The sequence below is a fragment of the Enterobacter sp. HG048 genome (assembly GCF_024702055.1).
Taxonomy (GTDB): Bacteria; Pseudomonadota; Gammaproteobacteria; order Enterobacterales; family Enterobacteriaceae; genus Enterobacter; species Enterobacter dykesii.
Genome location: NZ_JANLIZ010000010.1, coordinates 11,802 through 37,320, shown reverse-complemented (window position 1 = coordinate 37,320; position 25,519 = coordinate 11,802). Strand labels below are relative to the sequence as shown.

The 25,519-nt window shown below is 56.7% G+C and carries 25 protein-coding genes, 1 tRNA gene and 1 pseudogene; 12 read left to right on the top strand and 15 right to left on the bottom strand.

What is annotated here, in order from left to right:
• Together NUX24_RS13135 and shiA are read right to left on the bottom strand one after the other, a co-directional pair.
• Positions 1-1,455 carry an AMP nucleosidase gene (locus NUX24_RS13135; RefSeq protein WP_047652434.1) on the bottom strand — a complete coding sequence of 485 codons (1,455 nt, stop codon included), beginning with the start codon at positions 1,453-1,455 and terminating at the stop codon, positions 1-3.
• Positions 1,456-1,528: 73 nt separating this feature from the next.
• Positions 1,529-2,845, bottom strand: a complete 1,317-nt coding sequence (shiA, locus tag NUX24_RS13130; protein WP_047652433.1) for a shikimate transporter — start codon at positions 2,843-2,845, stop codon at positions 1,529-1,531.
• Between the two features lie 255 nt (positions 2,846-3,100).
• Here shiA and pagP point away from each other — a divergent pair, with 255 nt between their 5' ends.
• Positions 3,101-3,676: a lipid IV(A) palmitoyltransferase PagP gene (gene pagP / locus NUX24_RS13125; protein WP_032668488.1), complete on the top strand. Its 576-nt coding sequence runs from the start codon at positions 3,101-3,103 to the stop codon at positions 3,674-3,676.
• Here the strand turns inward: pagP and NUX24_RS13120 are convergent.
• From NUX24_RS13120 to NUX24_RS13110, 3 genes are read right to left on the bottom strand one after another with little or no spacing between them, the layout of a single operon-like run.
• Entirely contained in the window at positions 3,673-4,638 is a 966-nt protein-coding gene (locus tag NUX24_RS13120) for an acyltransferase (protein ID WP_047652431.1), read from the bottom strand. The genes pagP and NUX24_RS13120 overlap by 4 nt on opposite strands.
• Positions 4,635-7,697 (bottom strand): efflux RND transporter permease subunit, encoded by a 3,063-nt coding sequence (locus NUX24_RS13115; RefSeq protein WP_257832053.1) that lies wholly within the window; start codon positions 7,695-7,697, stop codon positions 4,635-4,637. The genes NUX24_RS13120 and NUX24_RS13115 overlap by 4 nt, the downstream gene beginning before the upstream one ends.
• Positions 7,697-8,782, bottom strand: a complete 1,086-nt coding sequence (locus NUX24_RS13110; RefSeq protein ID WP_214576568.1) for an efflux RND transporter periplasmic adaptor subunit — start codon at positions 8,780-8,782, stop codon at positions 7,697-7,699. Before NUX24_RS13110 ends, NUX24_RS13115 begins: the two co-directional genes overlap by 1 nt.
• Positions 8,783-9,178: 396 nt before the next feature.
• On the opposite strand from NUX24_RS13110, the gene NUX24_RS13105 reads away from it, so the two are divergent.
• From NUX24_RS13105 to ldtA, 3 genes are all read left to right on the top strand, one after another.
• A complete protein-coding gene (locus tag NUX24_RS13105; RefSeq protein ID WP_121424349.1) occupies positions 9,179-9,610 on the top strand; it encodes a universal stress protein in 432 nt (143 codons plus the stop codon).
• Positions 9,611-9,657: 47 nt separating this feature from the next.
• A complete protein-coding gene (locus NUX24_RS13100; RefSeq protein WP_257832049.1) occupies positions 9,658-12,351 on the top strand; it encodes a cation-transporting P-type ATPase in 2,694 nt (897 codons plus the stop codon).
• A 61-nt stretch (positions 12,352-12,412) separates the two neighbouring features.
• Entirely contained in the window at positions 12,413-13,309 is an 897-nt protein-coding gene (gene ldtA, locus NUX24_RS13095) for a L,D-transpeptidase (RefSeq protein WP_257832048.1), read from the top strand.
• Positions 13,310-13,370: 61 nt separating this feature from the next.
• Here the strand turns inward: ldtA and NUX24_RS13090 are convergent.
• Positions 13,371-13,446 (bottom strand) — tRNA-Asn (locus NUX24_RS13090).
• Positions 13,447-13,765: 319 nt separating this feature from the next.
• Between NUX24_RS13090 and nac the strand changes: the two genes are divergently transcribed.
• Positions 13,766-14,683 carry a nitrogen assimilation transcriptional regulator NAC gene (nac, locus tag NUX24_RS13085; RefSeq protein ID WP_047652425.1) on the top strand — a complete coding sequence of 306 codons (918 nt, stop codon included), beginning with the start codon at positions 13,766-13,768 and terminating at the stop codon, positions 14,681-14,683.
• Between the two features lie 96 nt (positions 14,684-14,779).
• Positions 14,780-15,730: an HTH-type transcriptional regulator Cbl gene (gene cbl / locus NUX24_RS13080; RefSeq protein ID WP_257832046.1), complete on the top strand. Its 951-nt coding sequence runs from the start codon at positions 14,780-14,782 to the stop codon at positions 15,728-15,730.
• 43 nt (positions 15,731-15,773) lie between these two features.
• On the opposite strand, the gene NUX24_RS13075 is transcribed toward cbl, so the two are convergent.
• Positions 15,774-16,382 carry a glutathione S-transferase family protein gene (locus NUX24_RS13075; RefSeq protein ID WP_257832044.1) on the bottom strand — a complete coding sequence of 203 codons (609 nt, stop codon included), beginning with the start codon at positions 16,380-16,382 and terminating at the stop codon, positions 15,774-15,776.
• A gap of 195 nt (positions 16,383-16,577) precedes the next feature.
• Here NUX24_RS13075 and NUX24_RS13070 point away from each other — a divergent pair.
• The 3 genes and pseudogenes from NUX24_RS13070 to NUX24_RS13060 form a co-directional block, all read left to right on the top strand.
• Positions 16,578-17,258 (top strand): annotated as a pseudogene (locus NUX24_RS13070) (LysR substrate-binding domain-containing protein); the annotation flags it as partial.
• Between the two features lie 177 nt (positions 17,259-17,435).
• Positions 17,436-17,789, top strand: coding sequence for a type II toxin-antitoxin system RelE/ParE family toxin (locus NUX24_RS13065; protein ID WP_126330275.1), 354 nt, complete (start codon positions 17,436-17,438; stop codon positions 17,787-17,789).
• Between the two features lie 4 nt (positions 17,790-17,793).
• Complete coding sequence (locus tag NUX24_RS13060; protein ID WP_029741460.1) at positions 17,794-18,096, top strand: XRE family transcriptional regulator; 303 nt, start codon at positions 17,794-17,796, stop codon at positions 18,094-18,096.
• A gap of 75 nt (positions 18,097-18,171) precedes the next feature.
• Here NUX24_RS13060 and NUX24_RS13055 read toward each other — a convergent pair whose 3' ends face one another.
• Complete coding sequence (locus NUX24_RS13055) at positions 18,172-19,092, bottom strand: LysR family transcriptional regulator (RefSeq protein ID WP_257832040.1); 921 nt, start codon at positions 19,090-19,092, stop codon at positions 18,172-18,174.
• Between the two features lie 141 nt (positions 19,093-19,233).
• Here NUX24_RS13055 and NUX24_RS13050 point away from each other — a divergent pair, with 141 nt between their 5' ends.
• The 3 genes from NUX24_RS13050 (at position 19,234) to NUX24_RS13040 (ending at position 20,355) form a co-directional block, all read left to right on the top strand.
• Entirely contained in the window at positions 19,234-19,623 is a 390-nt protein-coding gene (locus tag NUX24_RS13050) for a RidA family protein (RefSeq protein ID WP_109845238.1), read from the top strand.
• 141 nt (positions 19,624-19,764) lie between these two features.
• Entirely contained in the window at positions 19,765-20,022 is a 258-nt protein-coding gene (locus NUX24_RS13045; protein WP_257832036.1) for an antitoxin, read from the top strand.
• Positions 20,023-20,355 carry a type II toxin-antitoxin system PemK/MazF family toxin gene (locus tag NUX24_RS13040; RefSeq protein ID WP_257832034.1) on the top strand — a complete coding sequence of 111 codons (333 nt, stop codon included), beginning with the start codon at positions 20,023-20,025 and terminating at the stop codon, positions 20,353-20,355.
• A gap of 276 nt (positions 20,356-20,631) precedes the next feature.
• On the opposite strand, the gene NUX24_RS13035 is transcribed toward NUX24_RS13040, so the two are convergent.
• From NUX24_RS13035 to NUX24_RS13005, 7 genes are read right to left on the bottom strand one after another with little or no spacing between them, the layout of a single operon-like run.
• On the bottom strand, positions 20,632-21,201 hold the full coding sequence (locus tag NUX24_RS13035; protein ID WP_047652421.1) for a histidine phosphatase family protein: 570 nt from the start codon (positions 21,199-21,201) through the stop codon (positions 20,632-20,634).
• A gap of 4 nt (positions 21,202-21,205) precedes the next feature.
• The gene (locus NUX24_RS13030; RefSeq protein ID WP_257832031.1) at positions 21,206-21,964 is read right to left on the bottom strand and encodes a CbtA family protein; all 759 of its coding nucleotides are present in this window, start codon (positions 21,962-21,964) and stop codon (positions 21,206-21,208) included.
• A gap of 10 nt (positions 21,965-21,974) precedes the next feature.
• The gene (locus tag NUX24_RS13025; RefSeq protein ID WP_214576559.1) at positions 21,975-22,184 is read right to left on the bottom strand and encodes a CbtB-domain containing protein; all 210 of its coding nucleotides are present in this window, start codon (positions 22,182-22,184) and stop codon (positions 21,975-21,977) included.
• Entirely contained in the window at positions 22,181-22,648 is a 468-nt protein-coding gene (locus NUX24_RS13020) for a nitrile hydratase accessory protein (protein WP_257832028.1), read from the bottom strand. Before NUX24_RS13020 ends, NUX24_RS13025 begins: the two co-directional genes overlap by 4 nt.
• Positions 22,645-23,298, bottom strand: coding sequence for a nitrile hydratase subunit beta (nthB, locus tag NUX24_RS13015; RefSeq protein WP_257832026.1), 654 nt, complete (start codon positions 23,296-23,298; stop codon positions 22,645-22,647). Before nthB ends, NUX24_RS13020 begins: the two co-directional genes overlap by 4 nt.
• 15 nt (positions 23,299-23,313) lie before the next feature.
• The gene (gene nthA / locus NUX24_RS13010) at positions 23,314-23,922 is read right to left on the bottom strand and encodes a nitrile hydratase subunit alpha (protein WP_257832024.1); all 609 of its coding nucleotides are present in this window, start codon (positions 23,920-23,922) and stop codon (positions 23,314-23,316) included.
• Positions 23,923-23,946: 24 nt separating this feature from the next.
• Positions 23,947-25,461 carry an amidase gene (locus tag NUX24_RS13005; RefSeq protein WP_257832023.1) on the bottom strand — a complete coding sequence of 505 codons (1,515 nt, stop codon included), beginning with the start codon at positions 25,459-25,461 and terminating at the stop codon, positions 23,947-23,949.
• Positions 25,462-25,519 lie beyond the last annotated feature (58 nt).

The following is a 25,519-nucleotide window of genomic DNA, read 5'->3' as shown; positions in this document are numbered from 1 at the left end:
TTAGCGGAACGGCGGCTCGTTGAAGGTGCGCAGCTTGCGGGAATGCAGCCTGTCACCTTCCGCCCGAAGCAGGTCGATGGCGCGAATGCCGATTTGCAGATGCTCTGAGATAGCCCCTTCGTAGAAACGGTTGGCCTGGCCGGGCAGCTTAATTTCGCCATGCAGCGGCTTATCGGAGACGCACAGCAGCGTGCCGTACGGAACGCGGAAGCGATACCCCTGCGCGGCGATGGTGGCGCTCTCCATATCGATCGCCACCGCGCGGCTCAGGTTGAAGCGCAGCGCCGATGCGGAGTAGCGTAGCTCCCAGTTGCGGTCATCCGTCGTGACGACCGTACCGGTGCGCAGGCGCTGTTTAACCTCTTCCCCCGGCATGCCGCTAACCTCTTTGGTAGCGTCATACAGCGCGCGCTGTACTTCGGCGATGCTCGGGATTGGGATATCCGGCGGCAGCACCGCATCAAGCACGTGGTCATCGCGCAGATACGCATGGGCCAGCACGTAGTCGCCAATCAGCTGGCTTTCGCGCAGGCCGCCGCAGTGGCCAATCATCAGCCACACGTCCGGGCGCAGTACCGCCAGATGGTCGCAGATGGTCTTGGCATTTGACGGGCCCACGCCGATGTTGATCAGCGTAATGCCCTGACCGTCGGCTGTGATCAGGTGCCAGGCGGGCATCTGGTGCTTTTTCCACGCCAGGTCGGAAATGGCCTGCTCGGGCGCTTCGGTTTCAGCGGTGATCCAGATCCCGCCCGCGCAGGAGAGCGCGATATACGGGCTCTCCGGGTCGAGGATCTGGCTGCAGCCCCAGCGGACAAACTCATCAACGTAGCGGGTGTAGTTGGTAAAGAGCACGAACGGCTGGAAATGTTCGACTGGCGTACCGGTGTAGTGGCGCAGACGTGCCAGGGAGAAATCGACCCGGCGGGCATCAAAGTGCGACAGAGGAGAAAATTCGGCCGGGTGATAAATCCCGTCTGCCGTCTCATCGCCAATCTGCGAAAGCTCGGTGGTCGGGAAGTGGCGGGTCAGCCCCGCGCTCATGGAGCGGTCAAGGGTTAACGCCGAACCGTCAATCACGTACGGATACGGGATCTCATGCTGCGAGGGCTCAACGGCAATGTGCGCGCCGTAATCCTGATACAACAGCGTAAGCTGTTCTTCTAGATACGGGCGGAACAGCGCAGGGCGGGTGACGGTGGTGCTGTAGCAGCCGGAGTGGGTAAAACGGGCGTAGGCGCGGGTTTTGGGATTACTGCTGGCGCTGCCGTCCCAGGTCACAGAGAGCGATGGATAAACAAAAAGGCCCTCGGTTCTGGCCTTTTGATCGGGGAGTTTCCCTGTTTCGATATATTCGCTAATGGCGCTGCGCAGCGCGTTGACGGACTGTTCATACAGCGCGTCGAGTTTTTCCAGCGCCTGAGCCGGGGTCAGGCTGGAGCCCTTATTATTCATCTCTGTCTCCTTGTTCCACAGGTGTGCGACTCTACCCGATAGTATGTCACACGCCCGTGAAACAAAAGGGAGATCAGCCGTGGCTCGTCTCTTTCATCAGCAGCGCCGTCGCCGCCGACAGCAGGCAGCCGGCCAGCAGATAAATCGCCACGCTGTGCCAGTTGCCGCCGGAGAAGGTCACCAGCGCGGCGGCAATAAACGGCGTAAATCCGCCGCCGACCACGCTTGCGACCTGGTATCCCACGCCCGCGCCGCTGTAGCGGTAGCTTGCGCCAAACAGCTCGGTGAACATCGGCTGCTGCACGCACACCACCATGTCGTGAGCGATGTTGGCGAGCATGATGGCGAAGAAGACAATCCAGAAGATCGACTGTGCCTCCAGCGCCATAAAGAACGGCCAGGCGCTGAGGGTGCCAATCAGCGCTCCGGTGATGTAAACGCGACGGCGGCCAAACCTGTCCGCCAGCCAGGCGAAGCAGGGGATAGTCAGGCAGCTGATCCCGCCGACCAGCAGGCCAATATTGAGGAACAGCTCGCGGGGAAGACCGAGGTTCTGCGTCGAGTAGTTCAGGGCAAACGCGGTGACGATATACATCGTCAGCAGCTCGCACAGGCGCAGGGCGATAATTTTCAGAAAAGCGCCAGGATGCTGAACCAGCGCTTCCATCACAGGCAGACGCTTTTTGGCGAGCGGTTTTTCCAGCTGTTGTTTTTCAAACTCAGCCGACTCCTCCATCCCGTTACGGATCCACAGTGCGGCGATGACCAGCACGATGCTGAAGATGAACGGAATGCGCCAGCCCCAGCTCAGGAACTGCTCGTCGGTGGTAAGCTGGCTGATGAGCGATACCAGCCCGGTGGAAAGCAGCAGGCCTACGCCGTACCCCACCTGCACGCCGCTGCTGTAAAACGCTTTCCTGTGCTTCGGCGCGCTCTCAACGGACAGCAGCGCCGCGCCGCCCCATTCGCCGCCGACGGCGAAGCCCTGGATGGCGCGCAGGGTGACCAGCAGTACCGGCGCCCACCAGCCAATGGCGGAAAACGAAGGGAGAACGCCAATCAGCGCGGTGGCGATCCCCATCATCCAGACGGTGAGCATCAGCATACGCTTGCGGCCAAGACGGTCGCCGAAGTGGCCGAAGATCACCCCGCCCAGCGGGCGAAACAGAAAGCCGACGCCGAAGGTGGCAAACGCGGCGAGCGTGCCCATCGCGGGGCTGACCTGGGGAAAAAACTCGCGGTTAAAGACCAGGGCGGCGGTGATGCCGTAAAGCAGAAAATCATACCAGTCGACGACGGCACCCGCGAAGCTGCCTAAGGCTGCGCGGCGGGCACGGTTGAGCGAAGGTGTCTCCTCGTTGGGACGATCGGAGATGAGGGTGGAGTCCATAGTTGTCCTGTCCGTACTAATTTTTAATTATTGGTATAAGAAAAGGTCACTCACATTGCGCCCGTCATATAAACGGAACCTATGAGACTACCGCGACAAAACGCCTGAGAAAACGTTTTTATCTTTCCGGAAGGTGCTGAATAAATAAATTTCATCTTCGCCTGCGGCGAGATAATTGTGTCTTCTGGTTCCGTTAAAGGCTGAATGGTTTACAGTAATAGTGACCGCCGCGTGAGTTAAGCTGAGGGAATAATGATGCAACGCACCTTTTCGGCATTCTGGATGATTCTGTTTTTATTCGTCGCACCGCTTCATGCGGAGCCCAATGTCTATGGTGAACAGCGTATCAGCGGCTGGTGGAATGCGCTGACGGATGATATTTCACAAACCTGGGAAGAGCCCCAACGTTACGACCTGTACCTGCCGTTTCTGAGCTGGCACGCTCGCTTTATGTACGACAAAGAAAAAACTGACAATTACAATGAAATGCCGTGGGGCGGTGGTCTGGGCGTTTCCCGCTATAACGAAGAGGGCAACTGGAGCGCGCTTTTCGCGATGATGTTCAAGGACTCGCACAACGAATGGCAGCCCGCGATGGGGTATGGCTGGGAGAAGGGCTGGTACCTGGATAATGCCAAAGATTTCCGCCTTGGGCTCGGTGCCGCAGCGGGCATCACGGCGCGAGATGATTTTGCAAACTATGTCCCGCTCCCCTTCATCTTCCCGCTGTTTTCAGCCGGGTATAAGCGCGTTACCGTCCAGTTCACCTATATTCCCGGGACATATAATAACGGCAACGTGCTCTTTGCCTGGCTGCGCTTAGGCTTTTAAAGGGTGATCACCTTTTTTGCCACGGCGTTAGACAATACCAGCATGGAGAACAGAACAGAGGTGACGAAGGTGAGCACAATCAACGCCAGCTTCATACCGAGAGAGGTCACCGGTATCAGCGCCGTCAGCAGATGAAACACCGAGTAGTGCACAATATACACGCCGGTCATCGTTTTGCTGATGGCGGCCAGAATGGACTCCTTAAATTCAGCATTGCGGCGAAAGCGCACGCCGTTCGCCGCAATCACCAGCGCGATGATCAAAATGTAAATTTGAGAGCCGGTGAGGATAAAGGCGTTTCTGTCCGCCTTGAACAGCGCGAAGAAGAAGTGGCGCTCGTAAAACCAGGTGAAGAGGTAGATAAACGGGATGGCGACAACCGCCGCCCTGACGACATTTTTACGGCTAATCCACTCGGCAATTTTCGGGTCGCAAAAGAGTTGCCCCGTCAGATAAAACAGCAGCCACGTCCACAGCCGATACTGCGGTGAAAGCGAAAGGACGTGCGTTTCAGGATAGAGCGCCGATAGCAGATCGTATCCGTAGGAAAAGAGCAGCAGGGCAGCAATCGCGCCGCAGAACAGCGCTCGCCGCTGGCTAAGCCACTCCACCGCCGGGTGGAAGGTGTAAATCACCACAAAGGCGAATACGAACCAGGGCTGGATTAAATACCCGCGCTGATAAGGCTCCCACAGGTAGTAGATCGTTATCCAGAACAGAAAAACAATCACCAGACTTTTAATTTTACCCAGCTGCCAGCGCGTGCCGTGCCGCGATTGTCCGTCGAGATAGCCCGACACCACAAAAAACAGCGGTGTGGCAATCGTCGAGATAAAGGTTAAAAACCCCAGGATCCAGTGATAGTCATAATCATAATGATCCCAGGTGTTGTAGATGGTGAAGAAGGTAACCGCCGTCATACAGCCCAGCGTTTTGATAATGTTCAGCCCTGTCGCATTCATTGTTGTTTGGCTTCGTCCTTACGATGGAAACACGCGTAGATCACGGGGAGTACCAGTAGCGTCAGGATTGTAGCAAACCCCAGTCCAAACATAATGACAACGGCCATGCTCTGGAAGAAAACGTCCAGCAGCAGCGGAGCCAGGCCAAGTACGGTAGTGAACGCGGTGAGCAGGATAGGGCGCAGGCGCGAGGTGGCGGCGTACACGATCGCGCTGTGCTGATCCTTTTGCGTTTTCTGCTGTTCGATCTCTTCCACCAGCACGATGCCGTTGCGGATGAGCATCCCGCTCAGGCTCAGCAGGCCAATCAGCGCCATAAAGCCAAAGGGAATGCCGGTAAGTAAAAATCCCGGCGTGACGCCAATCAGCGCCAGCGGTACGGTCAGCCAGATGGCGACGGCATTTTTCACCGAGCTGAACATCAGCACCGTAATGACAAACATCACCAGATACCCGAGAGGCAGCGTAGTGAACAGCCCCTGCTGCGCTTCGCTGGAGTTTTCTGCGTCGCCCCCCCACTCGATACTGTAGCCGTGTGGCAGGCTAAGGGCATCAATCTGCGGCTTCACGCGGGCGAGAATGTCTCCGGAGGTTTGCTGGCTCAGCGGGTCCGGGTCCGTCTGCACCGTCAGCACCCGCGAGCGGTCGCGTCGAAGGATGAGCGGATCTTCCCACTCCAGCGAGAAGCGGCTGACGACGTTACTCAGCGGGATATACTGCTGCCGCGTCTGGCTCCACACCAGCACGTTGTTCAGGTGACTGGCATCCAGCCTTTCGCTTTCCGGGGGCCTCACCACCACGGGCAGCAGGTCACTGCCTTCCCGATACAGCCCCGCACGGCTGCCGGAGAAATTCATCTCCAGCGCGTTGTCGACGTCCTGCTTATCCACGCCAAGCTCGCGGCCCAGGGCGGCAACGTACTGTGGGCGGATCACCTTGCTGCGGTTTTGCCAGTCGTTCCTGACGCTGCCCGTGGCCGGATCGCGCGTGAGTATATCGTCCACCTGGCTGGCAATCAGGCGCAGCCGGTCAGGGTCGGGGCCTTTAATGCGCACCTCAATGGCGCTGTCGCCGGAGGGGCCAAACATCACCCGTTTGGTGCTGGCGTTGACCTGCGGATAGTTTCGCGCGATGTACTCGTCCACGTGGCGCGTCAGGGCGGAGATGTTGCGCTGGTCGTCCATGCGCACCATGATCTGCGCATAGTTGCCGTACTGCCGCTGTCCGCTGTAGGTGAGAATAAAGCGCATACTGCCCTGACCAATGGTCGAGACGGTGGTCTCCACCCCCGGCTGGCCGTTAATGGTTTTTTCGATATCGCCGGTCATTTTCTCGGTCCACTTGATATCGGTCCCGTAGGGTAGCCACAGGTCGACAAAGAAAATCGGCGTATTAGACGACGGGAAAAAATTTTGCCGTACGGCGCCGAAGCCCCAAATGGACGCCGCCAGCAGCGCAGCCATCACAATGAGCGTCGGTGCCTTATGGTGCAACAGCGTGTTAAGCAGGCGCTGGTAGGCGCGGTAGAGTCGTTTGTCGTAAGGATCTGACTCGTCGGTTTTATCGGGCGCGCTGTCGTTTTTAAACAACCACCACTTAATCAGCACCGGGGTGAGGGTGAGCGCAGAGAACCAGCTCAGCATCAGGGAAATCAGCAGCACCTGGAACAGGGATTTACAGTATTCCCCGGTGGAATCCTGCGACAGCCCGATTGGGGCAAACGCCAGGATGGCAATCACCGTCGCTCCCAGCAGCGGCAGGGCGGAGCGGCGGATGATGTAGTTCACGGCGGTTAACAGCGGGGAGCCCTGCTGTCGGGCAATCAACACTCCTTCGACAATCACGATGGCATTATCCACCAGCATGCTGAGGGCGATAATCAGCGCCCCGAGCGAGATCCGCTGCAGCTCAATGCCACACAGGTACATAATCAGCAGCGTGCCCAGCACGTTAAGGGCGAGAGAAACCGCAATGATGATCCCGCTGCGTACGCCCATAAAGATCAGCAGCACGCCGATGACGATCGCCAGCGCCATCAGGAAGTTAATAATAAAACCGTTAACGGAATGGCCCACTTCGGCTGCCTGATCGTAAAACAGGTCTATCTGTATGCCTGCCGGTTTTTCCGCCGACATCTGGTTTAGCTTTGACTCCAGCGCGTGGCCCACGTCGATCACGTTCACGCCGGGAATAAACGAGACGCCCATGGTGACGGCTTTTTTGCCGTTGGCATGGTAGATACTGGCCGGCGATTCGTTCAGCCCGCGCGACAGCGTGGCGATATCCCGCAGACGCGTCGCCGCCCCGGTGCCGGAGGGCGTGATGATGAGATCCGCCAGTTCATCAAGATTTTCGAACTCACCGGTCGGGTGCAGGCGAATGGATTCGGTGCCGGAGGTGATTTCTCCGGCGCTGGAAACGACGTTAAGTCTGCTGAGCAGGGCGGAAAGCTGGTTCAGCGTAATGCCGCGCGCGGCCATTTTGGTCAGGGAGATATCGATGTTGACCTGTTGACCAATGGCCCCGCCGATGGCGACCTTCGCGACCCCGGGGACCAGAATTAACTCGCGGCGCAGCTGCTCCGCATATCTCACCAGTTCAGGATTACTGAATTCGTCTCCGGAAATGGCGAAGAAGAAGCCGAACACGTCGCCGAAATCGTCATTTACAAAGGGCGTGACGACGCCGGGCGGGAACAGACGCGAGGCATCGCCCACGCGGCGGCGCAGTTCATCCCAGATCTGCGGCAGCTCGTTCGAGTGATAGCGCGAGGCAATGTTCACGGTGATTTGCGACAGGCCGTTTGAGGAGATAGAGCTGACGTTATCCAGATAAGGCAGCTGCTGAAGGGCATTCTCCAGCGGAAGCGTCACCTCTTCTTCCACCTGCTGAGCGGATGCTCCGGGGTAGTGGGTGACCACCACTGCGGTTTTAATGGTAAAGGCGGGATCTTCCAGCCTGCCGATATTCAACAGGGCAAAAATACCCCCGATGCCCAGCAGCAGGATCGTTAGCCAGACGCGAACGGGGTTATTAATAAATTGACGAGAGATATCCATTACAGTCCCCGTTCACGCGTCCAGATACGCACCGGCTGGTTAGCATGAAGCTCCCCAACGCCAGCGGCCACCACGCGCTCGCCCGCCTTAAGCCCGCTGGTAATCATCACGCCTTCGGTACTCACTTGCCCCACGCTGACCTTGCGGTCTTCAAGATGGAGCGCGTCGCCTTCGCCCGTTACGACCCAGACGTGCGGCTCATTGCGCGGGCTGTTGTCCGGGTTAAAGACTGCCTCAACCGGTACGACCAGCGCCTGATCGCCCGCGCCCGCCGGGAGGTTGCTTAAATTGATGGTCACCGTACCGCTTACGCCACCGACGGCGGGAAAATCATCCGGGCGCGGCATGGTCAGTATTACCTGCCAGGTCAGGGTATTGCTGTCGCTGCTGCCCGAATGCTCTTTGTAGACGGCGGTAAACTCCCGATCCGGCATGGCGTTGATTTTCACCACCGGGCGATACTGGGCGTTACGGATATCAAAGGTCTTAAACAGGTTTTCAGGGATGCTGAACACCACGTCAAGCAGGTCGGTGCGGGTTAACGTGGCGATGGGCTGACCGGCAGACACCACCTGATGGTTTCGGACATGCACGCTGGCCGCCGTCCCGCTGAAGGGGGCGACGAGCGTCATCTGATTCAGCTCTTCTCGGGCAATTTGTAGCGCCGCATTCGCCGAATCGCGGTTCGCGCGCTGCACGTCCATTTCTGCTTTCGAAATCGCCTGGCGGCCCGCCAGCGTCTGGAATCGATCGAATTGCCTCTGAGCCAGCGTCGCCGCCGTTTGTCTGTCGTTAACCCGCTGCTGGGCTTCACGGGCGTTTAACCTGGCTAGCTGTTGCCCCTGCTTGATGGCTGCGCCCTGACGCACATCGAGCGCTTCAATTTGACCTGCGCGCTTGAATGAAAGGTCTGTGGCATCGCCCGATTCAATGCGGGCGGGAAAAATTCGCTGCTGGGCGTGACCGGGAACCGTCACCTCCGCCACTTTTACCATCCTGGGCAGGGGGGCGGCTTGCTTCGGTTTCGGGTCGCACGCCGTGAGCGTTAACAAAACGAACGGTAAAAGAGAGAGGTAGCGGTTCACTGTATTCCCCTAATAAATAACTGTTTTATTTATTCCATAGCCTGGACAGGGGTGACACTATTCTGCCAGAACAGTGACGACCATATAGGTAAATAAACCAATCGCCGTGCTGGCGATAATGGCAAGCGCAATAAACATACCCAGACGGATCAGGCTTAAACCATACATACATTCCTCCATGAGCCGGAAGCGGTAGCTGACTATGAGCATAGTCGGCGAAAAGATAAATGTTAAATAACCATTATCTGTGGGGAAGCGCTAAACCTGATATTCCTGTGCTACGTTTAATATTAATCATCTTTTTTTACCGTAACTGGCATTAAGGGCAAGTCCCTGCATTTAATGCGTTTTTTTGCTTCATTCACTCTCGTGTTGGTTATAAAAAGGATGCTCGATATGTATAAAAACATTCTCGTTCCGGTGGATGTCTACGAGACAAGCCTGGCGGATAAAGCGTTGCAGCATGCACAGTTTCTGGCGCAAAGCGCATCGGGTGACATTCATCTGCTGCACGTCATGCCCAAATTTTCAGCCGAACTGACGCGTGGTTTTATTTCAGATGCGCGCAAAATGGATGAATATATGATTAATAATTCGAAAGAAAAGCTGTCTGACCTGGTCAAAAAATTGAATCTGCCAGAAGAACGGGTTCATCTCCACGTCCGTAGCGGAAATGTTCGTGATGAGGTTATTAAGCTGGCGGATGAACTTACCGTCGGCGCGATTATCGTCGGCTCCCGCAATCCCAATATTCAAACCCATTTGTTAGGTTCAGAGGCGGCAAGTATTGTTCGTTACGCACATGTTCCTGTTTTCGTTATTCGTTAATTACAGAGAAGCAAGGTGATTTCTGAATAGAACCTGAGGAAGGAACGATGAAAACAGGAAAACCTGAACGTCCGTACTATCAACAAACCGTTGACGAAACCCTGTCGAATATCCACTCCACCCTGGAAGGCCTTAGCGGCACAGAGGCATCAGCCCGACTTCAGCAGCACGGTGAGAATGCGTTACCGCAAAAAAAGGGCAAACCCGCCTGGCTGCGCTTCCTGGCGCATTTTAACGACGTATTGATTTACGTTCTGCTGGTGGCCGCGTTGCTTAAGCTCTTTATGGGCCACTGGGTAGACATGTTTGTGATCCTTGGGGTTGCCATCATTAACGCGCTGATTGGCCATATTCAGGAGAGCAATGCTGAAAAATCGTTGCAGAGCATTCGCAATATGCTCTCCAGCGAAGCCGTGGTGGTACGACAGGGGAATCATGAAACGATCCCCACTACGGCGCTGGTCCCGGGAGATATCGTGGTGATCCGCGCCGGGGATCGTATCCCTGCGGACCTGCGCGTGATTGAAGCGCATAACCTTCGCGTGGAGGAGGCCATCCTGACCGGCGAATCCACCGTTGTTGAGAAAAACAGCGATGCGTTAAGCGGGGAACTGCCTTTAGGTGACCGGTATAATCTGCTCTACTCAGGCACCACCGTCAGCTCCGGCGGCGGTAAAGGCGTGGTGGTGGCTACCGGGGGCGAGACCGAGCTGGGTCACATCAATCAGATGATGTCCGACATTGAAAAGCACCGCACGCCGCTGATGGTGCAGATGGATAAGCTCGGTAAGACCATCTTCATCACTATCCTGGTGATGATGGTGGCGCTGTTTGTCTTTAGCCTCCTGTTCCGGGATATGCCGGTTTCTGAACTGGTACTGTCGCTTATTAGCCTCGCCGTTGCCGCCGTACCGGAAGGCCTGCCGGCCATCATCTCCATCATCCTTTCGCTTGGCGTACAGGCCATGGCGCGTCGCAAGGCCATCATTCGCAAGCTGCCTACGGTGGAAACGCTGGGCGCGATGACGGTCATCTGCTCGGATAAAACCGGCACCCTGACGATGAATGAAATGACGGTCAAAGCGGTGATTACCGCTGACACGACCTATCGCGTGGAGGGTGACAGCTACGAACCGGTGGGGAATATTCACCCCGTAGATGACCCGACGCCTATCAGCGTGACGCAGGGTTCCCTGCTGGAACGCTATCTTCGCACCATCGATCTCTGTAATGACAGCCAGCTGATCAAAGACGAGCAGGGGCTGTGGAAAATCACCGGGGGCCCAACCGAGGGCGCGCTGAAGGTGCTGGCGGCGAAAATTCCGCTCCCACCGCTCGATACCGAAATGCGCAGTAAAATCCCGTTTGATTCGCAGTATAAATACATGTCCACGCTTTACCGGCTGGGCGATGAAGAGGTTATTTTAATCACCGGCGCGCCGGACGTCCTGTTCCGCCTCTGCCAGTACCAGCAGACGAATGACGGGCTGCAGCCGTTCGATCAGCCCTATTGGGAAGGGAAGATTGAAGAGTATGCCCGGGAAGGTCTGCGCATGGTGGCCGCGGCCTGGAAACCTGCCCACGAGGGACAGCGCGAGCTGGATCACCCGGACCTGCATGACGGCGTGATCCTGCTGGGCATTGCCGGAATGATGGATCCACCGCGTCCGGAGGCCATTACCGCCATTGCCGACTGTCTGCAGGCCGGGATCCGCGTGAAAATGATCACCGGCGACCACCCGCAAACGGCCATGAGCATTGGGCAAATGTTGGGGATTGGTAACGCCGCAAGCGCTATCACCGGACGTGAGCTGGAGGCGATGGACGATCGTCAGCTGAGCGACGCCGCCCAGCAGTACGATATTTTCGCCCGAACCAGCCCGGAGGATAAATTCCGCCTCGTGCAGGCCCTGCAAAGTAAGCAGGAAGTCGTGGGCATGACCGGGGATGGCGTAAATGATGCCCCGGCGCTCAAGCGGGCGGATGTGGGTATCGCCATGGGAATTAAGGGGACGGAAGTGACCAAGGAAGCCGCCGACATGGTGTTAACGGATGACAACTTTGCCACCATTGCCAGCGCGGTGCACGAGGGACGCCGGGTTTACGACAACCTGAAAAAGACCATTCTGTTCGTTATCCCCAGCAACATCGCGCAGGCTCTGCTGATCATCATCGCGCTGCTGGCGGGGAACCTGATCCCGCTGACGCCGGTCCTGATCCTGTGGATGAACATGGCGACGTCGGCGACCCTGTCGTTTGGCCTGGCATTTGAAGCGGGTGAGAAGGACATCATGAACCGGCCACCGCGCAAGGCGAATCTCCATGTGATGGACGGCTATGCCATCTGGCGCGTGGTGTTTGTCGGTCTGATGATTGCCATTAGCGCCTTCGTGCTGGAAGCCTGGCTACAGCCGCGCGGCTACTCGGCAGAATTTATCCGCACCGTGCTGCTGCAAACCCTGGTGACCGCGCAGTGGTTCTACATGCTCAACTGCCGCGTTAATGATGGCTTCTCGCTGAGCAAAGGCCTGCTGGCGAACAAAGGAATTTGGATCGTGAGCGGCGTACTGCTGGCGTTACAGCTTCTTATTATCTACGCACCGTTCATGCAGATGCTGTTTGGCACCGAAGCGCTGCCGTTCCGCTACTGGGTCATCACCTTCCTGATTGGTTTTGTGATGTTCCTTATTGTCGAGGCGGAGAAAGTGCTGACCCGCAGGTGGCGCAAAACCGAGGCGTGATAGCGTAAACTGAGAAAGCCTGCCTGAGTCCGGGCTTTCTCTTTTTTGAGCGCAGAAAACTATGATTCGACTGACCTGGTTCGTCCTTACGCTGTGTGCCGCTGTACCCGGCGCGTTTGCCGTAACCTATACACTCCCGCCGGAAGGCAGTCGTCTGGTGGGAACCCCGATTGTCATCACCGTTCCCGAAGGCAATACGCTGCCTCTGGAAGCCTTTGCCGCGCAGTATGGGCAGGGGCTGAGCAACCTGCTGGAAGCGAATCCGGGCGTGGATCCTTTTTTACCCAAACCCGGCACCCGGCTGGTTATACCCCAGCAGCTGATTTTGCCTGACACCGTCCGCGAGGGCATTATCGTGAATGCGGCGGAAATGCGCCTCTACTACTACCCGCCTGGCGGCACTACCGTTGAAGTGCTGCCCATCGGCATCGGTCAGGCCGGGCGTGAAACCCCGCGTAACTGGGTGACGGCCGTTGAGCGTAAGCAGGAGGGGCCAACCTGGTCTCCGACGCCGAATACGCGCCGTGCCTATGCGGCGGAAGGTAAAACGCTGCCGGCATTCGTGCCCGCCGGGCCGGATAACCCGATGGGCCTGTATGCGATTTATATCGGAAGGCTGTATGCCATTCACGGCACCAACTCGAATTTCGGCATCGGGCTGCGGGTGAGCCAGGGCTGTATCCGTCTGCGCAATAACGACATCAAGTATCTTTTCGATCATGTTTCCGTAGGCACCCGCGTGCAGCTTATCGACAGGCCGGTTAAAGTCACCAGCGAGCCGGACGGCAGCCGATGGGTGGAAGTTCACGAGCCATTATCACGTAACCGTGCGGAGTTTGAATCAACCCGCAAGGTGCCGCTGCCCATCTCCGCCGCGCAGCGGACGCAGCTGATAAATGAGGGGGCAGGAGCCGAACTGGAACGGCGGTCGGGGATGCCGGTTAAGATTGGCATGTGAGGGCCATCTTTCCAGGCACAGAAAAGCAAAAAGCCTGCTTTAAAAGCAGGCTTTTCAAATTTGGCTCCTCTGACTGGACTCGAACCAGTGACATACGGATTAACAGTCCGCCGTTCTACCGACTGAACTACAGAGGAATCGTGTGAACGGGGCGCATATTATCGACCTGCGTTCGCCTTGTCAAAGGGTGGATCAACGCCTTTTGATCGTTTGCTGACAAAATCGGCAAAGTGATGTTTTTGGCAGCGGAATGCACCGTCATGGTGCGGGTATACCCCTAATGGGGCAGATCATAAACTGCTGTTTCGGTAATAATACCCCCTCCATGATTAGGTTTCCTTATTTTCAGGCGCTTAGCGAACAATTCAGACCGCCTGGTAAAAGTGGCATTCATATTGCAAAACCTGTTCAACAACGACAGCCGGTTCCGGCACAGCATTTCGAACAGGGGGCAAAATGAACTTAAGACGACTGAAATACTTCGTAAAAATCGTCGATATCGGCAGCCTGACTCAAGCGGCAGAAGTGCTGCATATCGCGCAGCCTGCGCTGAGCCAGCAGGTGGCTACTCTGGAAGGCGAGATGGATCAGCAGTTACTGATTCGTACCAAACGCGGCGTTACGCCAACGGAAGCAGGTAAGATCCTGTACACCCATGCGCGCACCATCCTCCGCCAGTGTGAACAGGCGCAGCTGGCGGTGAATAACGTGGGCCAGACCCTGAGCGGGCACGTTTCTATCGGCCTGGCGCCGGGAACGGCCGCGTCCTCTATTACCATGCCGCTGCTGCAGGCCGTCCGCGCCGAGCTGCCTGAGGTGCTGGTATACCTGCACGAAAACAGCGGCTCCATGCTGAATGACAAACTGCTCAACGGCCAGCTGGATATGGCGGTCCTTTACGATCGCTCCCCGGTCGCCGGCATTACCAGCCAGCCGCTGCTGAAAGAAGATCTCTACCTCGTGGGCACCCGCGACTGTCCGGGCCAGAGCGTAGACCTTACCGCCGTGGCAGAGATGAACCTTTATCTGCCGCGCGACTACAGCGCCGTGCGGGTGCGCGTGGACGAAGCGTTCTCCCTGCGCCGTCTGACGGCCAAAATCATCGGTGAAATCGACTCGATCTCCACGCTGACCGCAGCCATTGCCAGCGGAATGGGCGTGACGGTTCTGCCAGAATCTGCAGCCCGCTCGCTGTGCAGCGCGGCGAACGGCTGGATGGCACGCATCACCACGCCTTCCATGAGCCTGCCGCTGTCGCTGAACATGTCTGCACGCGGTTCGCTGACGCCGCAGGCGCAGGCGGTAAAAGAGATTTTGATGTCGCTGGTCAGCAAGCCGTCACTTGAGAATCGTGAACTTCAGCTCGTGAGCTGATATTCCATAAAAGCATAAGATGCTGGTTTTTATTATTTGTTCTGCAGCGCGGCTGACTCTAACAATAGAGCTATGTCAGATGCGCCGGAGTGAATCGTGAATTTCCAGCAACTTAAAATTATCCGTGAGGCGGCCAGGCGGGACTACAACCTGACCGAGGTCGCCAATATGCTTTATACCTCTCAGTCCGGCGTCAGCCGCCACATCCGCGAGCTGGAAGAGGAGCTGGGCATAGAGATCTTTATCCGTCGCGGCAAGCGGCTGCTCGGCATGACGGAGCCGGGTAAGGCTTTGCTCACCATTGCAGAGCGGATCCTTAACGAGGCCAGCAACGTGCGTCGTCTGGCGGATCTCTTCACCAATGACGCCTCGGGCGTACTCACCATCGCCACCACCCACACCCAGGCGCGCTACAGCCTGCCGCCGGTGATCAAAGCGTTCCGCGAACTTTTCCCTGACGTCCGTCTGGAGCTCATCCAGGGCACGCCGCAGGAAATCGAAGTGCTGCTGCAAAACGGTGGGGCGGATATCGGCATCGCCAGCGAACGCCTGAGCAACGATCCGCTGCTGGTGGCTTTTCCCTGGTTCCGCTGGTACCACAGCTTATTACTCCCGGTTGACCATCCGCTGAATCAGGTTTCCCCTCTGGCGCTGGAAGACATTGCGAAATGGCCGCTGATTACCTACCGCCAGGGGATCACCGGACGCTCACGCATTGATGAAGCCTTCAACCGCAAAGGGCTAACGCCGGACGTGGTGCTGAGCGCGCAGGATTCTGACGTGATCAAAACCTACGTCGAGCTGGGTCTCGGCATTGGCCTGGTGGCGGAACAGTCCAGCGGAGAACGCGAGGACGGGAACCTGGTGCGTCTTGATACGCGTCACCTGTTTGACGCCAACACCGTATGGCTTGGCCTGAAGCGCGGGCAGTTGCAGCGCAACTACGTGTGGCGCTTTATCGAGCTCTGCAACGCCGGGCTGTCGGTGGATGAGATTAAACGCCAGGTGATGGAACCGGAAGAAGTGGCGATTGATTATCAGATTTAGGCGCTGGTTTGCCCGGTAGCGCTGCACTCACCGGGCTCGTCATTTAGTTGAACGGATATTTTTTAAAAACTGCCTGTGATTCGAATGATTCGGCAAACGCCTGAATCTCTCTAAAATCCGCTACGTTAACGACGTGCGGGATCATCGACTGAATAAACGTCCAGACAACCGTGCTCGTGACGGCAACCTGATCGGGAGTTGCGGTCGCCGGACGCGTCTCCAGTAAGGTATTCCATTCCCTGCAGGCCGCCAGCAGCTGAATTGTAATGCGTTCGACCCATAAGGCGTGCTGCTTTTCCGCCGGACGCTGGTTGTGCTCAATCACATTTTGCACCGCTTTTTCAGCGGCGGCGAGGATAAAGCCCAGCGTCTGAAGATCCTTTGCCAGCGCATCCGGCGCGACGGGCAGGAGTTTCCGCTCGGGGGCAGCCTGAGCCTCAAAATAATTCAGTATCAGCGAGGAGTCCATCAGCCGTATTCCGTTATCCAGAATCAGCGTTGGCGCTTTTACCGCCGGGTTGATCCGGGAGAACGCGTCGAAGGTGCTAAAGACTGACAGCGGCTGGCTTTCAAACTCAACGCCATAAAGCTCAAGGGAGATCGCCACGCGCCGTACATAAGGTGAATCCATCATGCCAACAAGCTTAATCATCTTTCCCGTTTTCCTGTCTCTGTGAAAGAACGCGTCATTGAAAAGGATGACCCGACATTACAATACAATTTGCATGGCGAATATCTTCAGTATCTTACCGTAAGGGTTAGTATTACTGACATATGGTCAGGTTGCGGCTGTATATCCAGCGCAGATAAGGAAGTGCTTTCATGTCGGATTTTCCACCCATCGCCAGTTTGCGAAGCGTTGAACCACATCGCGGATGCTACCCGGCTCGTACAGGTGAAGCCGAGAATGCAGGAGCTGACGCTGGCGATGGTGCCGTCATTTGGATGCCACTGGTTATTACCGCGTCTGGCTCGTTTTCGGGCGAAATATCCGCTTATTACCCTGCGGATCCAGGCCAGCCTGACGGTCACCAGCCTGCAGCAGGAAGGGATAGACATCGCGATACGGATGGGGCAGGGGAACTGGGAAGGGAGTGAAAGCCATTACCTTTTCTCCGACGAACTCACTGTGGTGGCCGCACCTGGCTATAACGACGGTGTGCTGCCCGCTACGCCAGCGGAGATTGCAAAGAGTCATATTATTTTCTCTATGGAGTCGTGGAAAACGTGGTGCATGAATGCGGGTCTTGAGAAAGAGATCGTGCCTGACGGTTTATGCATTAACGACTCCAATATCATTATCGAAGCCGTTCGGCTCGGGAAAGGTATCGCGCTGGAGCGTCGCTCTCTGGTTCAGGATGCCATCACCCGGAGCGAACTGGTCCAGCTAACCTCCATCACCGCACCATATCCCTGGCCTTACTGGTTGGTAACGGCGCAGTCAATGGAGGCGAAGCCGGAGGTGACACTCTTTAAGGCATGGCTGGAGGAGGAAGTGGCGGCCTGGAGGCAGTTGGTGGGCTACTGAACTTTTTTCGATGCTGCTCGTAACAAAATGAATTTCAGATAAGGGATACATCGAATTACTCCGGCACGCATTCAGTATTTCCGTAACCCCACAAGATTCCGCTTTTCCATCTCTGCATAATCATCGCTATAGCTTTGCATGTATATAGCTTTTGATCTATACTGAATGGGAGGTCTTGTGTGGGCAATTAACACGACGGACAGGTTTGATCGCTGGTTCACTTCGCTTGACGATACCGAACGCGCCAGCGTACTTGCAGCGCTGCTGGTTTTGCGAGAGAAGGGCCCGGGTTTATCGAGACCCTACGCTGATACGCTTAAAGGCTCTCGTCACAGCAACATGAAAGAGCTACGTATTCAGAGTAAGGGCGATCCCTTGCGGGCGTTTTTCGCCTTTGATCCAAACCGAATGGGGATCGTGCTTTGTGCGGGCAATAAGGTCGGCAATGAAAGGCGATTCTACGATGAGATGCTTCTCGTTGCTGACCGGGAATTCACTCACTGGCTGAATACATTAAAAGAGAGGGAATAGCGCGATGGGAAGAACCCTTGAGCAGCTTATAGCGGATGAAAAGCCGGAGGTTGTCGCCAGCGCTCAGGCGATAGCAACGGATATTTTGCTCAACATTCATCTTGCTGAGTTACGCGAGAAAGTACAAAAAACGCAGGTAGAAATGGCGCAGGCGTTGGGTATCAGGCAACCTACCGTTGCGGTAATGGAAAAGCCCGGGCGCGATTTGAAACTCTCTTCTCTCAAGCGCTACGTTGAGGCTGCGGGCGGAAAGCTGCGGCTTGATGTGGAGCTGCCGGATGGCTCGCACTATGAGTTTGTGCTGTAGGGCAGAAAAGCATAAAGCCTGCTTCAAAACCACCAGCATGACCGTCACTCGGCGGTGATGAGCGAATAGATGCAGTTACTTATGGGTAGAAGTGGGGACATGCTGCCGCATCAATTCAACGATCCAATCAATAAAAACGCGCAGCTTGGCGTTAACGTGGCGGTTCGGCGGAAAGGCCAGATACAGGGGCATTGGATCAATACGCCAGTCTTCAAATAGCGGAATCAAGGAGCCACAAGCCTGATGTGCTGCCGCCATATAAACGGGTAGCGCAATCACGCCTAATCCCGCGAGCCCAGCTTCGAGGTAGGCGTTGCCATCATCCACAGCAAGCACGTAGCTGCCCGTGATTTCCAAATGTTCACTCTCACAGCGCAGTACCAGAGGATCAACCTTACCGGTGCGTGAGGACAAGAATCCCACTATGCGATGGTCCGTGTTCTCCAGCTCTCGCGGATGCGCAGGGACTCCCAGGCGTTCCACATAGCTCGGCGCGACGTAAACACCGATTTGCAAATCGCCGACATGGCGTGCGATCAGGGACTGATCGTTGATTTCCCCGCCGCGCACGACGCAATCCACGTTATCGCCGATCAGATCCACCACCCGGTCACTCACCCCCATGTCGAACTGGATATCAGGGTAGCGCGCGTGAAAAGCCGGTAGCGCGGGCACCAGCACAAGGCGGGCGAGGGGAGTGGGCACATCTACCCGTAGCCGTCCCCTGGGCGCTTTCGCCGAACTGGACAGGCTGTTTTCAGCATCTTCCATGTCCGCCAGCAGGCGGATGACGCGTTCGTAGTAGACCGCACCATCAGGAGTGACGCCGAGCCTGCGGGTGGTGCGATGGAGCAGCTTTACGCGCAGGCGCGCTTCAAGCTGCTGAATAAGCTGCGTCACCGTGGTTTTGCTCATGTGAAGCGTTTGGGCAGCCCTGGTGAAACTGCCTGCCTCCACCACGCGAGCAAAGGCGCGCATCGCATCGAAACGATCCATCCCAAGTCCTCTCTTTTCGCCGATTGTTTGGATATTACAAACAATGATGGACAAAGTCGCTTGTTTATCCGCCCGAGCTGGCACCTGTAAAGTGTCTTTATGTTCACCGGGCAGATTTCGCCCCATTACAGAGGCACAAACATGACAACACGCGAAGCCGTTTTTCCCTTCGGTCGGCAGGCGCTCTACGAGCGCAACCGGTATTCACCGGCCATCAAATCTAACGGCTTCCTGTTTGTTTCGGGGCAGGTTGGTAGCCGGGAGGATGGTTCGCCTGAAGAGGATCTCAACGCGCAGATCCGGCTGGCATTCGATAACCTTAATGCTGTCCTCACGGCTGCGGGCTGCACGTTCGATGACGTGGTTGACGTTACCCTCTTTGTCGTCGACCCCGAGTCAAACCTCGACGCTATCTGGAGTATCCTGCCAGAATATTGGGGGGAAGCGCCTTACCCGACGTTGACCGGGATCGGCGTGACGTGGCTGTACGGATTCCAGTTTGAGATTAAGGTGATTGCCAGGCTGCCCTAAGGGTTATGGGTCTTTGCCCTTCGATGGATAAGGGCTTTATGGACACTTAAATACGAAAAGGAAATCACCATGAATCTGATGAATAATTGCGCACCTCCCGCCATGAATGTTATATTAAAATATAATATTCGGAGGTGCGCTATGTATACAACTCGTCTGAAAAAGGTCGGCGGATCCATCATGCTGGCGGTTCCTCCCACCGTACTGAAAACGCTGGAGCTGTCGACGGACAGCGAAGTCGGCATGACTATTAATAATGGCTGCCTGATTATTGAACCCCAGAAGCGGCCTCACTATTCGCTTGAGGAACTGCTGGCGCAGTGCGATCCGCACGCTGAAATGAGCGAAGAGGATCGGGAATGGATCGATGCGCCTGCGGTGGGCAGGGAGATCCTGTAAATGGAAAGAGGGGAAATCTGGCTTGTTTCACTGGATCCGATTGCTGGCCACGAGCAAAGTGGAAAACGTCCGGTTCTTATCGTATCGAAGGCATCGTTTAACAAGCTGACCCGGCTACCGGTGGTGGTTCCCGTTACCAGCGGCGGAAACTTTGCACGTACAGCAGGTTTCACCGTTTCACTGGAAGGGGCGGGGACAACAACAACGGGCGTTATTCGCTGCGACCAGCCCAGAACTATTGATATGGCTGCCCGGAACGGCATGCGGCTGGAACGCATACCTGACGCCGTTGTAAATGAGGTGCTTGCCAGGCTGGATGCGATTCTGAATTAACATCAGTGACGCAGAAAAGCAAAAAGCCTGCTTCAAAAGCAGGCTTTTCAAATTTGGCTCCTCTGACTGGGACCGCCTTTGAAATTAAATGTCTGATAAATAAGGTAAATGAGGAATCCTTGTCTGTCAAGACCACCAAAATGACCACCTTTTTGCATGCTGAACAGGCATGGGGCTCCACAATAAACGTCTGGTGTCCATTAAAGATCATAAAACGTTTACGCCTGTCACCGAATAACACGTATGGCTGACATTCATCTGCTGGTGGAAAGTTGTCTATTTGCCAGTTGCGCGGTCTTTCAATACACAAAAATGCCAGCGCCTTCCGTCGCTGCGTAACTCGGTGATGCTTAGCGGGTGAATGTCGATGCGTGCAAATGACTGGGGTGGTGCGCCGAGAGCATCGACGATCATGGCGCGGATGACGGCTGCGGGTACAACTGCACAGTGAAGACCCGGAATAGCAACACGCTGAGCCAGCCATGCGGCACAGCGAGCCAATAACTGAGCACGAGACTCGCCGCCGGGTGGCGCAGCGCCCTCAAGCCAGGCGTGGAACGCGTCGGCATCCTGCGTCATCACCTCGCGTAAGGGCCGGCCGGCCCAGAGGCCATAGTCGGTATCCGCCAGTTCAGCTGTTGGGGTAGCATGTAAAGAGAGCGCCGTCGCGGTTTGTCGGGCGGCGGTTTCCGGGGCGGTCCAGACACTATGATAACGGGCGGCAATGGCGTGTAACTTCTGCGCGCGTTGCCATTCTCGTGTCTCCAGAGGATCATCACAGGGAAAATGTGAACTTCTGGACGCTGCCGTTTCTCCCTGACAAATTAGCGTAAGCGACGCTCTCATCACATTAACCGCGACGTAAAACCGGCTGCTGTCTGTGTGTCGCCGGGGCGCGCTCGGCTAAGGCGCCGAACGCCACGCCGATGACGCCCCAGAGCACCAGATGCGTGCCGAAGGAACTCATGCGGAAATTCCAAAGCAGATCCGCCGGGAAGTGGTCGGACACTTCGTTCACTGTCGGCATCAGCGCACAAACCACCAGCATTAGCGCGATGCCGAACAGTACAGCCCACATCAATGCATTGCCGCTGCCCAGGCGCGGCGTTAGCTGACGTGATAACCACGTGGCTGAGATGACAATGCCTATGGAAAGCAGCATCATGACGAAGTACAGCCCGGTGCGATAGCCGATGGTATCCGGGTTGCCGACTGCGGGCGGATTGGGCGGATATTTCAGTCCTGGCATCAGGCTCATCGCCAGAAAACCCGCCAGCGCCAGACAGAGTGCCAGCACACGCGGGTTCGATGGCCCAATGCGCTGGTAGCTAAAGGCCCACACCAGCGCCAGCCCCCCGCCCAGTGCGGCACCAAATAACGCCATGCCAGCCATCAGACCGATGCCGGACTGCGTCTGTCGGCTAAAGACTTCTTGCTCTTCTCCGCTGTCCGCCGATGTACTGTGTTGGTGCGTGTGGGCGGACAGGCTTTCTTCCAGACCAATCGCGCGGTCAACCTGCGGCTCGCCGAAATGATGGGCAAAGGCAAATGCCACCAGCCCGGCGAGAATGCCAGCCATCATTCCTTTCAATAACAGTTTCCCAATCATGTTCGCCTCCTCAGTGGCAGGGAAAGCCCAGCAGATGACGCGCGTCGTGGAAGAATTCATGCACCTGCGTGCCGGAAAACAACGACGTTGCGCCTTGTTCTGCGCCAACAAAATAGATTGCCAGCAGCGCCAGCAAGGTAGTGAACAGCGCCCAGGGCAGCAGTTCCGCGACAGGAATTGGGGCAGCCGGGGCGTGGGCATTAAGGGTGATATCACTCATGGTGTGACTCCATTGTTGATTTTGTTATTAGTAACATGCGCCGGACTCACCGTTACCGGCACGCCCAGCGGAAGGTGATGATGGCTATGTGCTGGCGGGCAACTGGCGTTCGCCAGTACAATCGGCTGGCCGTGAGGCGTGTTGAGATACGCCTGGCGCCATTCCTGTGTGCGTCGGTTGATATCATCCGGCACCGCCAGGTTGAGCGTGGTCATCATGTTTTCCATCGCTGCGGTCCACTGGCGATAGTAGGCATCATTCACGCTTTCGCCCGGTTGCGCTGGTGCCGCTTTAATCTCTTTGCTGAATGTCTGTACCCACTCTGTCCACGGGAACAGCCCGGCCTGGTGCAGATGGACTATCAGGGAGAATGCTTTTGCCTGCCAGGGCTTATCAAATACCGGCCCTTCTTCGTCGCGCGGTAGCCCGACGGCAGCATAATCGTGTTGCGTCGCGGTGTTCATGCTTCCTCCAGATAGTCATCCCACAGATCGATGAACACTTTGTCCGGGCGTGGCTCTCCCCACAGCTCCTGCGCGGTGAAACTGACGCTGTAGACATGTTGAGGATGTTCGCCCAGACCGTGCGCCGCAGTATCTGGCGTGATAAACACGCCGTGGGCGACCTCAATGCGACCGACTTTGTCGCGTGCGTAGCGTGGCAGTCGGGTATGGGTGGTCGGATTGAAATTTTTCGTCCGAACCAGATCCCCTGGCCGAAAACGGGGCGCGACATCATGGCTGACCCGGGCAGACCCGCCGGTGCTGACGACCATGGATACCATGTCCTGCGTCAGGACTGCTGTGCCAGGCTTACAGAGGGTTGGTTTCGCACCCCCCCACAGTTCTTCAACCGTGATCACGCCCTTTTCCAGCAGTAAGGTTTCGAACGCGTGCAGCCAGTGCTCGTAGTAATCCGACTCCAGATATTCGCTCGGCGCCATACGTTCAATAGCGTGGCGGAATTCATCAACGTTAAAATGCCCGCCGACGAACAATGAGGCGAACAGAGGAAAGACGCGGCGTTCCCACTCATGATGGAAACAGGGCTCGTTCTCCTCTATAAGGATTGGGCCAAGGCCGTGCATTCCCCCCAGATCGTGTATCCCGTTCATGATTTTCTCCTCACATTAGGGTGCGCTAACCACACCGGTGCCAATCATCGAATCGCGCGTGATCAGTGCGCTCAACTGCGCCTCGCTCCAGCCGTCGGTGCCTGCCGGACGTTCAGGCAGTACCAGATAACGCAATTCGGCGCTGCTGTCCCAGACGCGAATCTCTTTGCTTTCCGGAATTTGTAACCCGAACCCGGCGAGAACGCCGCGCGGGTCAATAACAATACGCGAACGATAGGGCGCTGATTTGTACCATACCGGCGGCAGACCCAGTACCGGCCAGGGGTAGCAGGAACAGAGCGTACAGACGGTGACGTTGTGCACGTCCGGCGTGTTCTCTACGACCAGCATGTCTTCGCCCTGTATGCCGGAGAAACCCAGTTCCGCAATGGCAGCGGTGGCGTTTTCCATCAGGCGACGCTTGTATTCCGGGTCGATCCACGCTCTGGCGACAACCTGTGCACCGTTGCGGGGGCCGACTTTGTGCTCGTAGGTATCAATCAACTCATCCAGCGCAGCCGGGTCGATCAGGCCTTTTTCCTGTAACAGGGATTCCAGCGCGCGGACGCGCAACTCGATGTCCGCTGGTGGTTCGGTATGTTCGTGGTCGTGTTTATGGCTCATGTTATGTTTCCCGAAAGTTAAAGGTTAAAACGTCCGCCAGTCACCGCAGGCTTCGAAAGCGGCGGCGGCCTGATAGATCGTGCTTTCAGCGTAGTGCCGTCCTACCAGCATCATGCCCACGGGGAGTCCATCGACCATGCCGCAGGGGACAGACATGGCCGGGTGACCGGTGACATCCTGTGGGGCCGTGTTGCCGATCATCTCGAAAGCGCGCGCGATATATTCGGTGATGGAACAGTCAGGATCTGGCATCGGCTGAGCCACAATAGGTACGGTCGGCATCACCAGCAGATCGAAATCGCTCAGGGCCCGGTCGTAGCCAGCACGTGCCTGACGCGCGATATTCTGCGCCCTGGCGTAGTAGCGGCCGTTATAGCGTTCCAGCCCATACTGGCCGACGAACATGCACACTTTAAGCGACGGGGAGAGCGCATCCGCGCTGTCGCGCCATTGCGCGTGTTTGTCCAGCAGGCTGACGTCGTACTGACCTTCCCAGTTAAAGCCCATGCCGTTGCCGTGCATCATCTGGGCAGTCAGACCTTCGCAGCCGATTGGCGACCAAAGCGCGCCCGCCAGATTGTGTTCCGGCACAGAAATTTCGCTCACGATGGCGCCCAGTTCCTGCAGGCGGGTGATGGCGGCCCGCACCTTCGCTTCTACCTGCGGGTCCAGATTCGGCAACTGGAAGCCTTCTGTCAGAATGCCGATTTTCAGACCGCCTACACCTTTTCCGAGGGCGGCGGTATAAGCCTCTGCAACAGGCGCATACTGACGCGGATCAAGCCCGTCACTGCCGGCGATGGCTTCCAGCATCAGCGCGTTGTCGCGCACGCTGGCAGTGATGGGACCGGCGTGGTCGAGGGTCGCCTCAATCGGCATGATGCCGGTATAAGGCACCAGACCGTGGGTCGGTTTCATGCCGTAGGTACCACAGAAGGCGGAAGGGATACGGATTGAACCGCCCTGATCGCAGCCTATCGCCATGTCGACCTCACCAGCCGCTACCAGCGCGGCGCTGCCGGAAGACGAACCGCCAGCGGCATAGCCATGACGGTGAGGATTATGTACCGGGGCAGGATCAGATGTGTGGCTGCCGCCGGAGAGGCAGAAGTGTTCGCACGTGGCCTTGCCCAGAATCGTCGCCCCGGCATCCAGCAGGCGAGTGGCCACAGTCGCATCGTAGGATGGTACAAAACCTTCGAGTGTGGAGGTACCGTTCATCATCGGTACGCCGGCCAGCGAGACATTGTCTTTAAGGGCAATGGTCCGCCCGGCCAGTGTGCCCGTCGCCGCACCTTTGACCTCGGTTTTGTAATACCAGGCGTTGAGCGGATTCTCCTCGTCAGTCGGACGATAACCGGCAGCACGTGGATAGCGGACCTCAGGGATATCATCAGGCAGGGAGTCGACCAGATCGTAGGCATCGAAGTTAGCCTGCATCAGCGCCAGATATTCCTCAGCCTGCGCCGGCGTCAGGCTGATATACAGCCGACTGGCAAGCTCTTGTAGTTGTTCGGTAGTGGGACGTTGAATAGCCATGCTGTTTCCTTTTTCTTTTGTTTGCTCATGCACCTGTCCTGAACATAAGCCCGGAATG

What these genes read in the sequence shown, in the direction of transcription:
- NUX24_RS13040 (WP_257832034.1), top strand. Translation starts at nt 20,023, where the DNA reads ATGGAAAGAGGGGAAATCTGGCTTGTTTCACTGGATCCGATTGCTGGC.
- nac (WP_047652425.1), top strand. Translation starts at nt 13,766, where the DNA reads ATGAACTTAAGACGACTGAAATACTTCGTAAAAATCGTCGATATCGGC.
- NUX24_RS13020 (WP_257832028.1), bottom strand. Translation starts at nt 22,648, where the DNA reads ATGAACACCGCGACGCAACACGATTATGCTGCCGTCGGGCTACCGCGC.
- NUX24_RS13005 (WP_257832023.1), bottom strand. Translation starts at nt 25,461, where the DNA reads ATGGCTATTCAACGTCCCACTACCGAACAACTACAAGAGCTTGCCAGT.
- NUX24_RS13060 (WP_029741460.1), top strand. Translation starts at nt 17,794, where the DNA reads ATGGGAAGAACCCTTGAGCAGCTTATAGCGGATGAAAAGCCGGAGGTT.
- pagP (WP_032668488.1), top strand. Translation starts at nt 3,101, where the DNA reads ATGCAACGCACCTTTTCGGCATTCTGGATGATTCTGTTTTTATTCGTC.
- NUX24_RS13115 (WP_257832053.1), bottom strand. Translation starts at nt 7,697, where the DNA reads ATGGATATCTCTCGTCAATTTATTAATAACCCCGTTCGCGTCTGGCTA.
- NUX24_RS13120 (WP_047652431.1), bottom strand. Translation starts at nt 4,638, where the DNA reads ATGAATGCGACAGGGCTGAACATTATCAAAACGCTGGGCTGTATGACG.
- shiA (WP_047652433.1), bottom strand. Translation starts at nt 2,845, where the DNA reads ATGGACTCCACCCTCATCTCCGATCGTCCCAACGAGGAGACACCTTCG.
- NUX24_RS13030 (WP_257832031.1), bottom strand. Translation starts at nt 21,964, where the DNA reads ATGATTGGGAAACTGTTATTGAAAGGAATGATGGCTGGCATTCTCGCC.
- ldtA (WP_257832048.1), top strand. Translation starts at nt 12,413, where the DNA reads ATGATTCGACTGACCTGGTTCGTCCTTACGCTGTGTGCCGCTGTACCC.
- nthA (WP_257832024.1), bottom strand. Translation starts at nt 23,922, where the DNA reads ATGAGCCATAAACACGACCACGAACATACCGAACCACCAGCGGACATC.
- NUX24_RS13035 (WP_047652421.1), bottom strand. Translation starts at nt 21,201, where the DNA reads ATGAGAGCGTCGCTTACGCTAATTTGTCAGGGAGAAACGGCAGCGTCC.
- NUX24_RS13105 (WP_121424349.1), top strand. Translation starts at nt 9,179, where the DNA reads ATGTATAAAAACATTCTCGTTCCGGTGGATGTCTACGAGACAAGCCTG.
- NUX24_RS13025 (WP_214576559.1), bottom strand. Translation starts at nt 22,184, where the DNA reads ATGAGTGATATCACCCTTAATGCCCACGCCCCGGCTGCCCCAATTCCT.
- NUX24_RS13135 (WP_047652434.1), bottom strand. Translation starts at nt 1,455, where the DNA reads ATGAATAATAAGGGCTCCAGCCTGACCCCGGCTCAGGCGCTGGAAAAA.
- NUX24_RS13050 (WP_109845238.1), top strand. Translation starts at nt 19,234, where the DNA reads ATGACAACACGCGAAGCCGTTTTTCCCTTCGGTCGGCAGGCGCTCTAC.
- NUX24_RS13075 (WP_257832044.1), bottom strand. Translation starts at nt 16,382, where the DNA reads ATGATTAAGCTTGTTGGCATGATGGATTCACCTTATGTACGGCGCGTG.
- nthB (WP_257832026.1), bottom strand. Translation starts at nt 23,298, where the DNA reads ATGAACGGGATACACGATCTGGGGGGAATGCACGGCCTTGGCCCAATC.
- NUX24_RS13100 (WP_257832049.1), top strand. Translation starts at nt 9,658, where the DNA reads ATGAAAACAGGAAAACCTGAACGTCCGTACTATCAACAAACCGTTGAC.
- NUX24_RS13045 (WP_257832036.1), top strand. Translation starts at nt 19,765, where the DNA reads ATGTATACAACTCGTCTGAAAAAGGTCGGCGGATCCATCATGCTGGCG.
- NUX24_RS13055 (WP_257832040.1), bottom strand. Translation starts at nt 19,092, where the DNA reads ATGGATCGTTTCGATGCGATGCGCGCCTTTGCTCGCGTGGTGGAGGCA.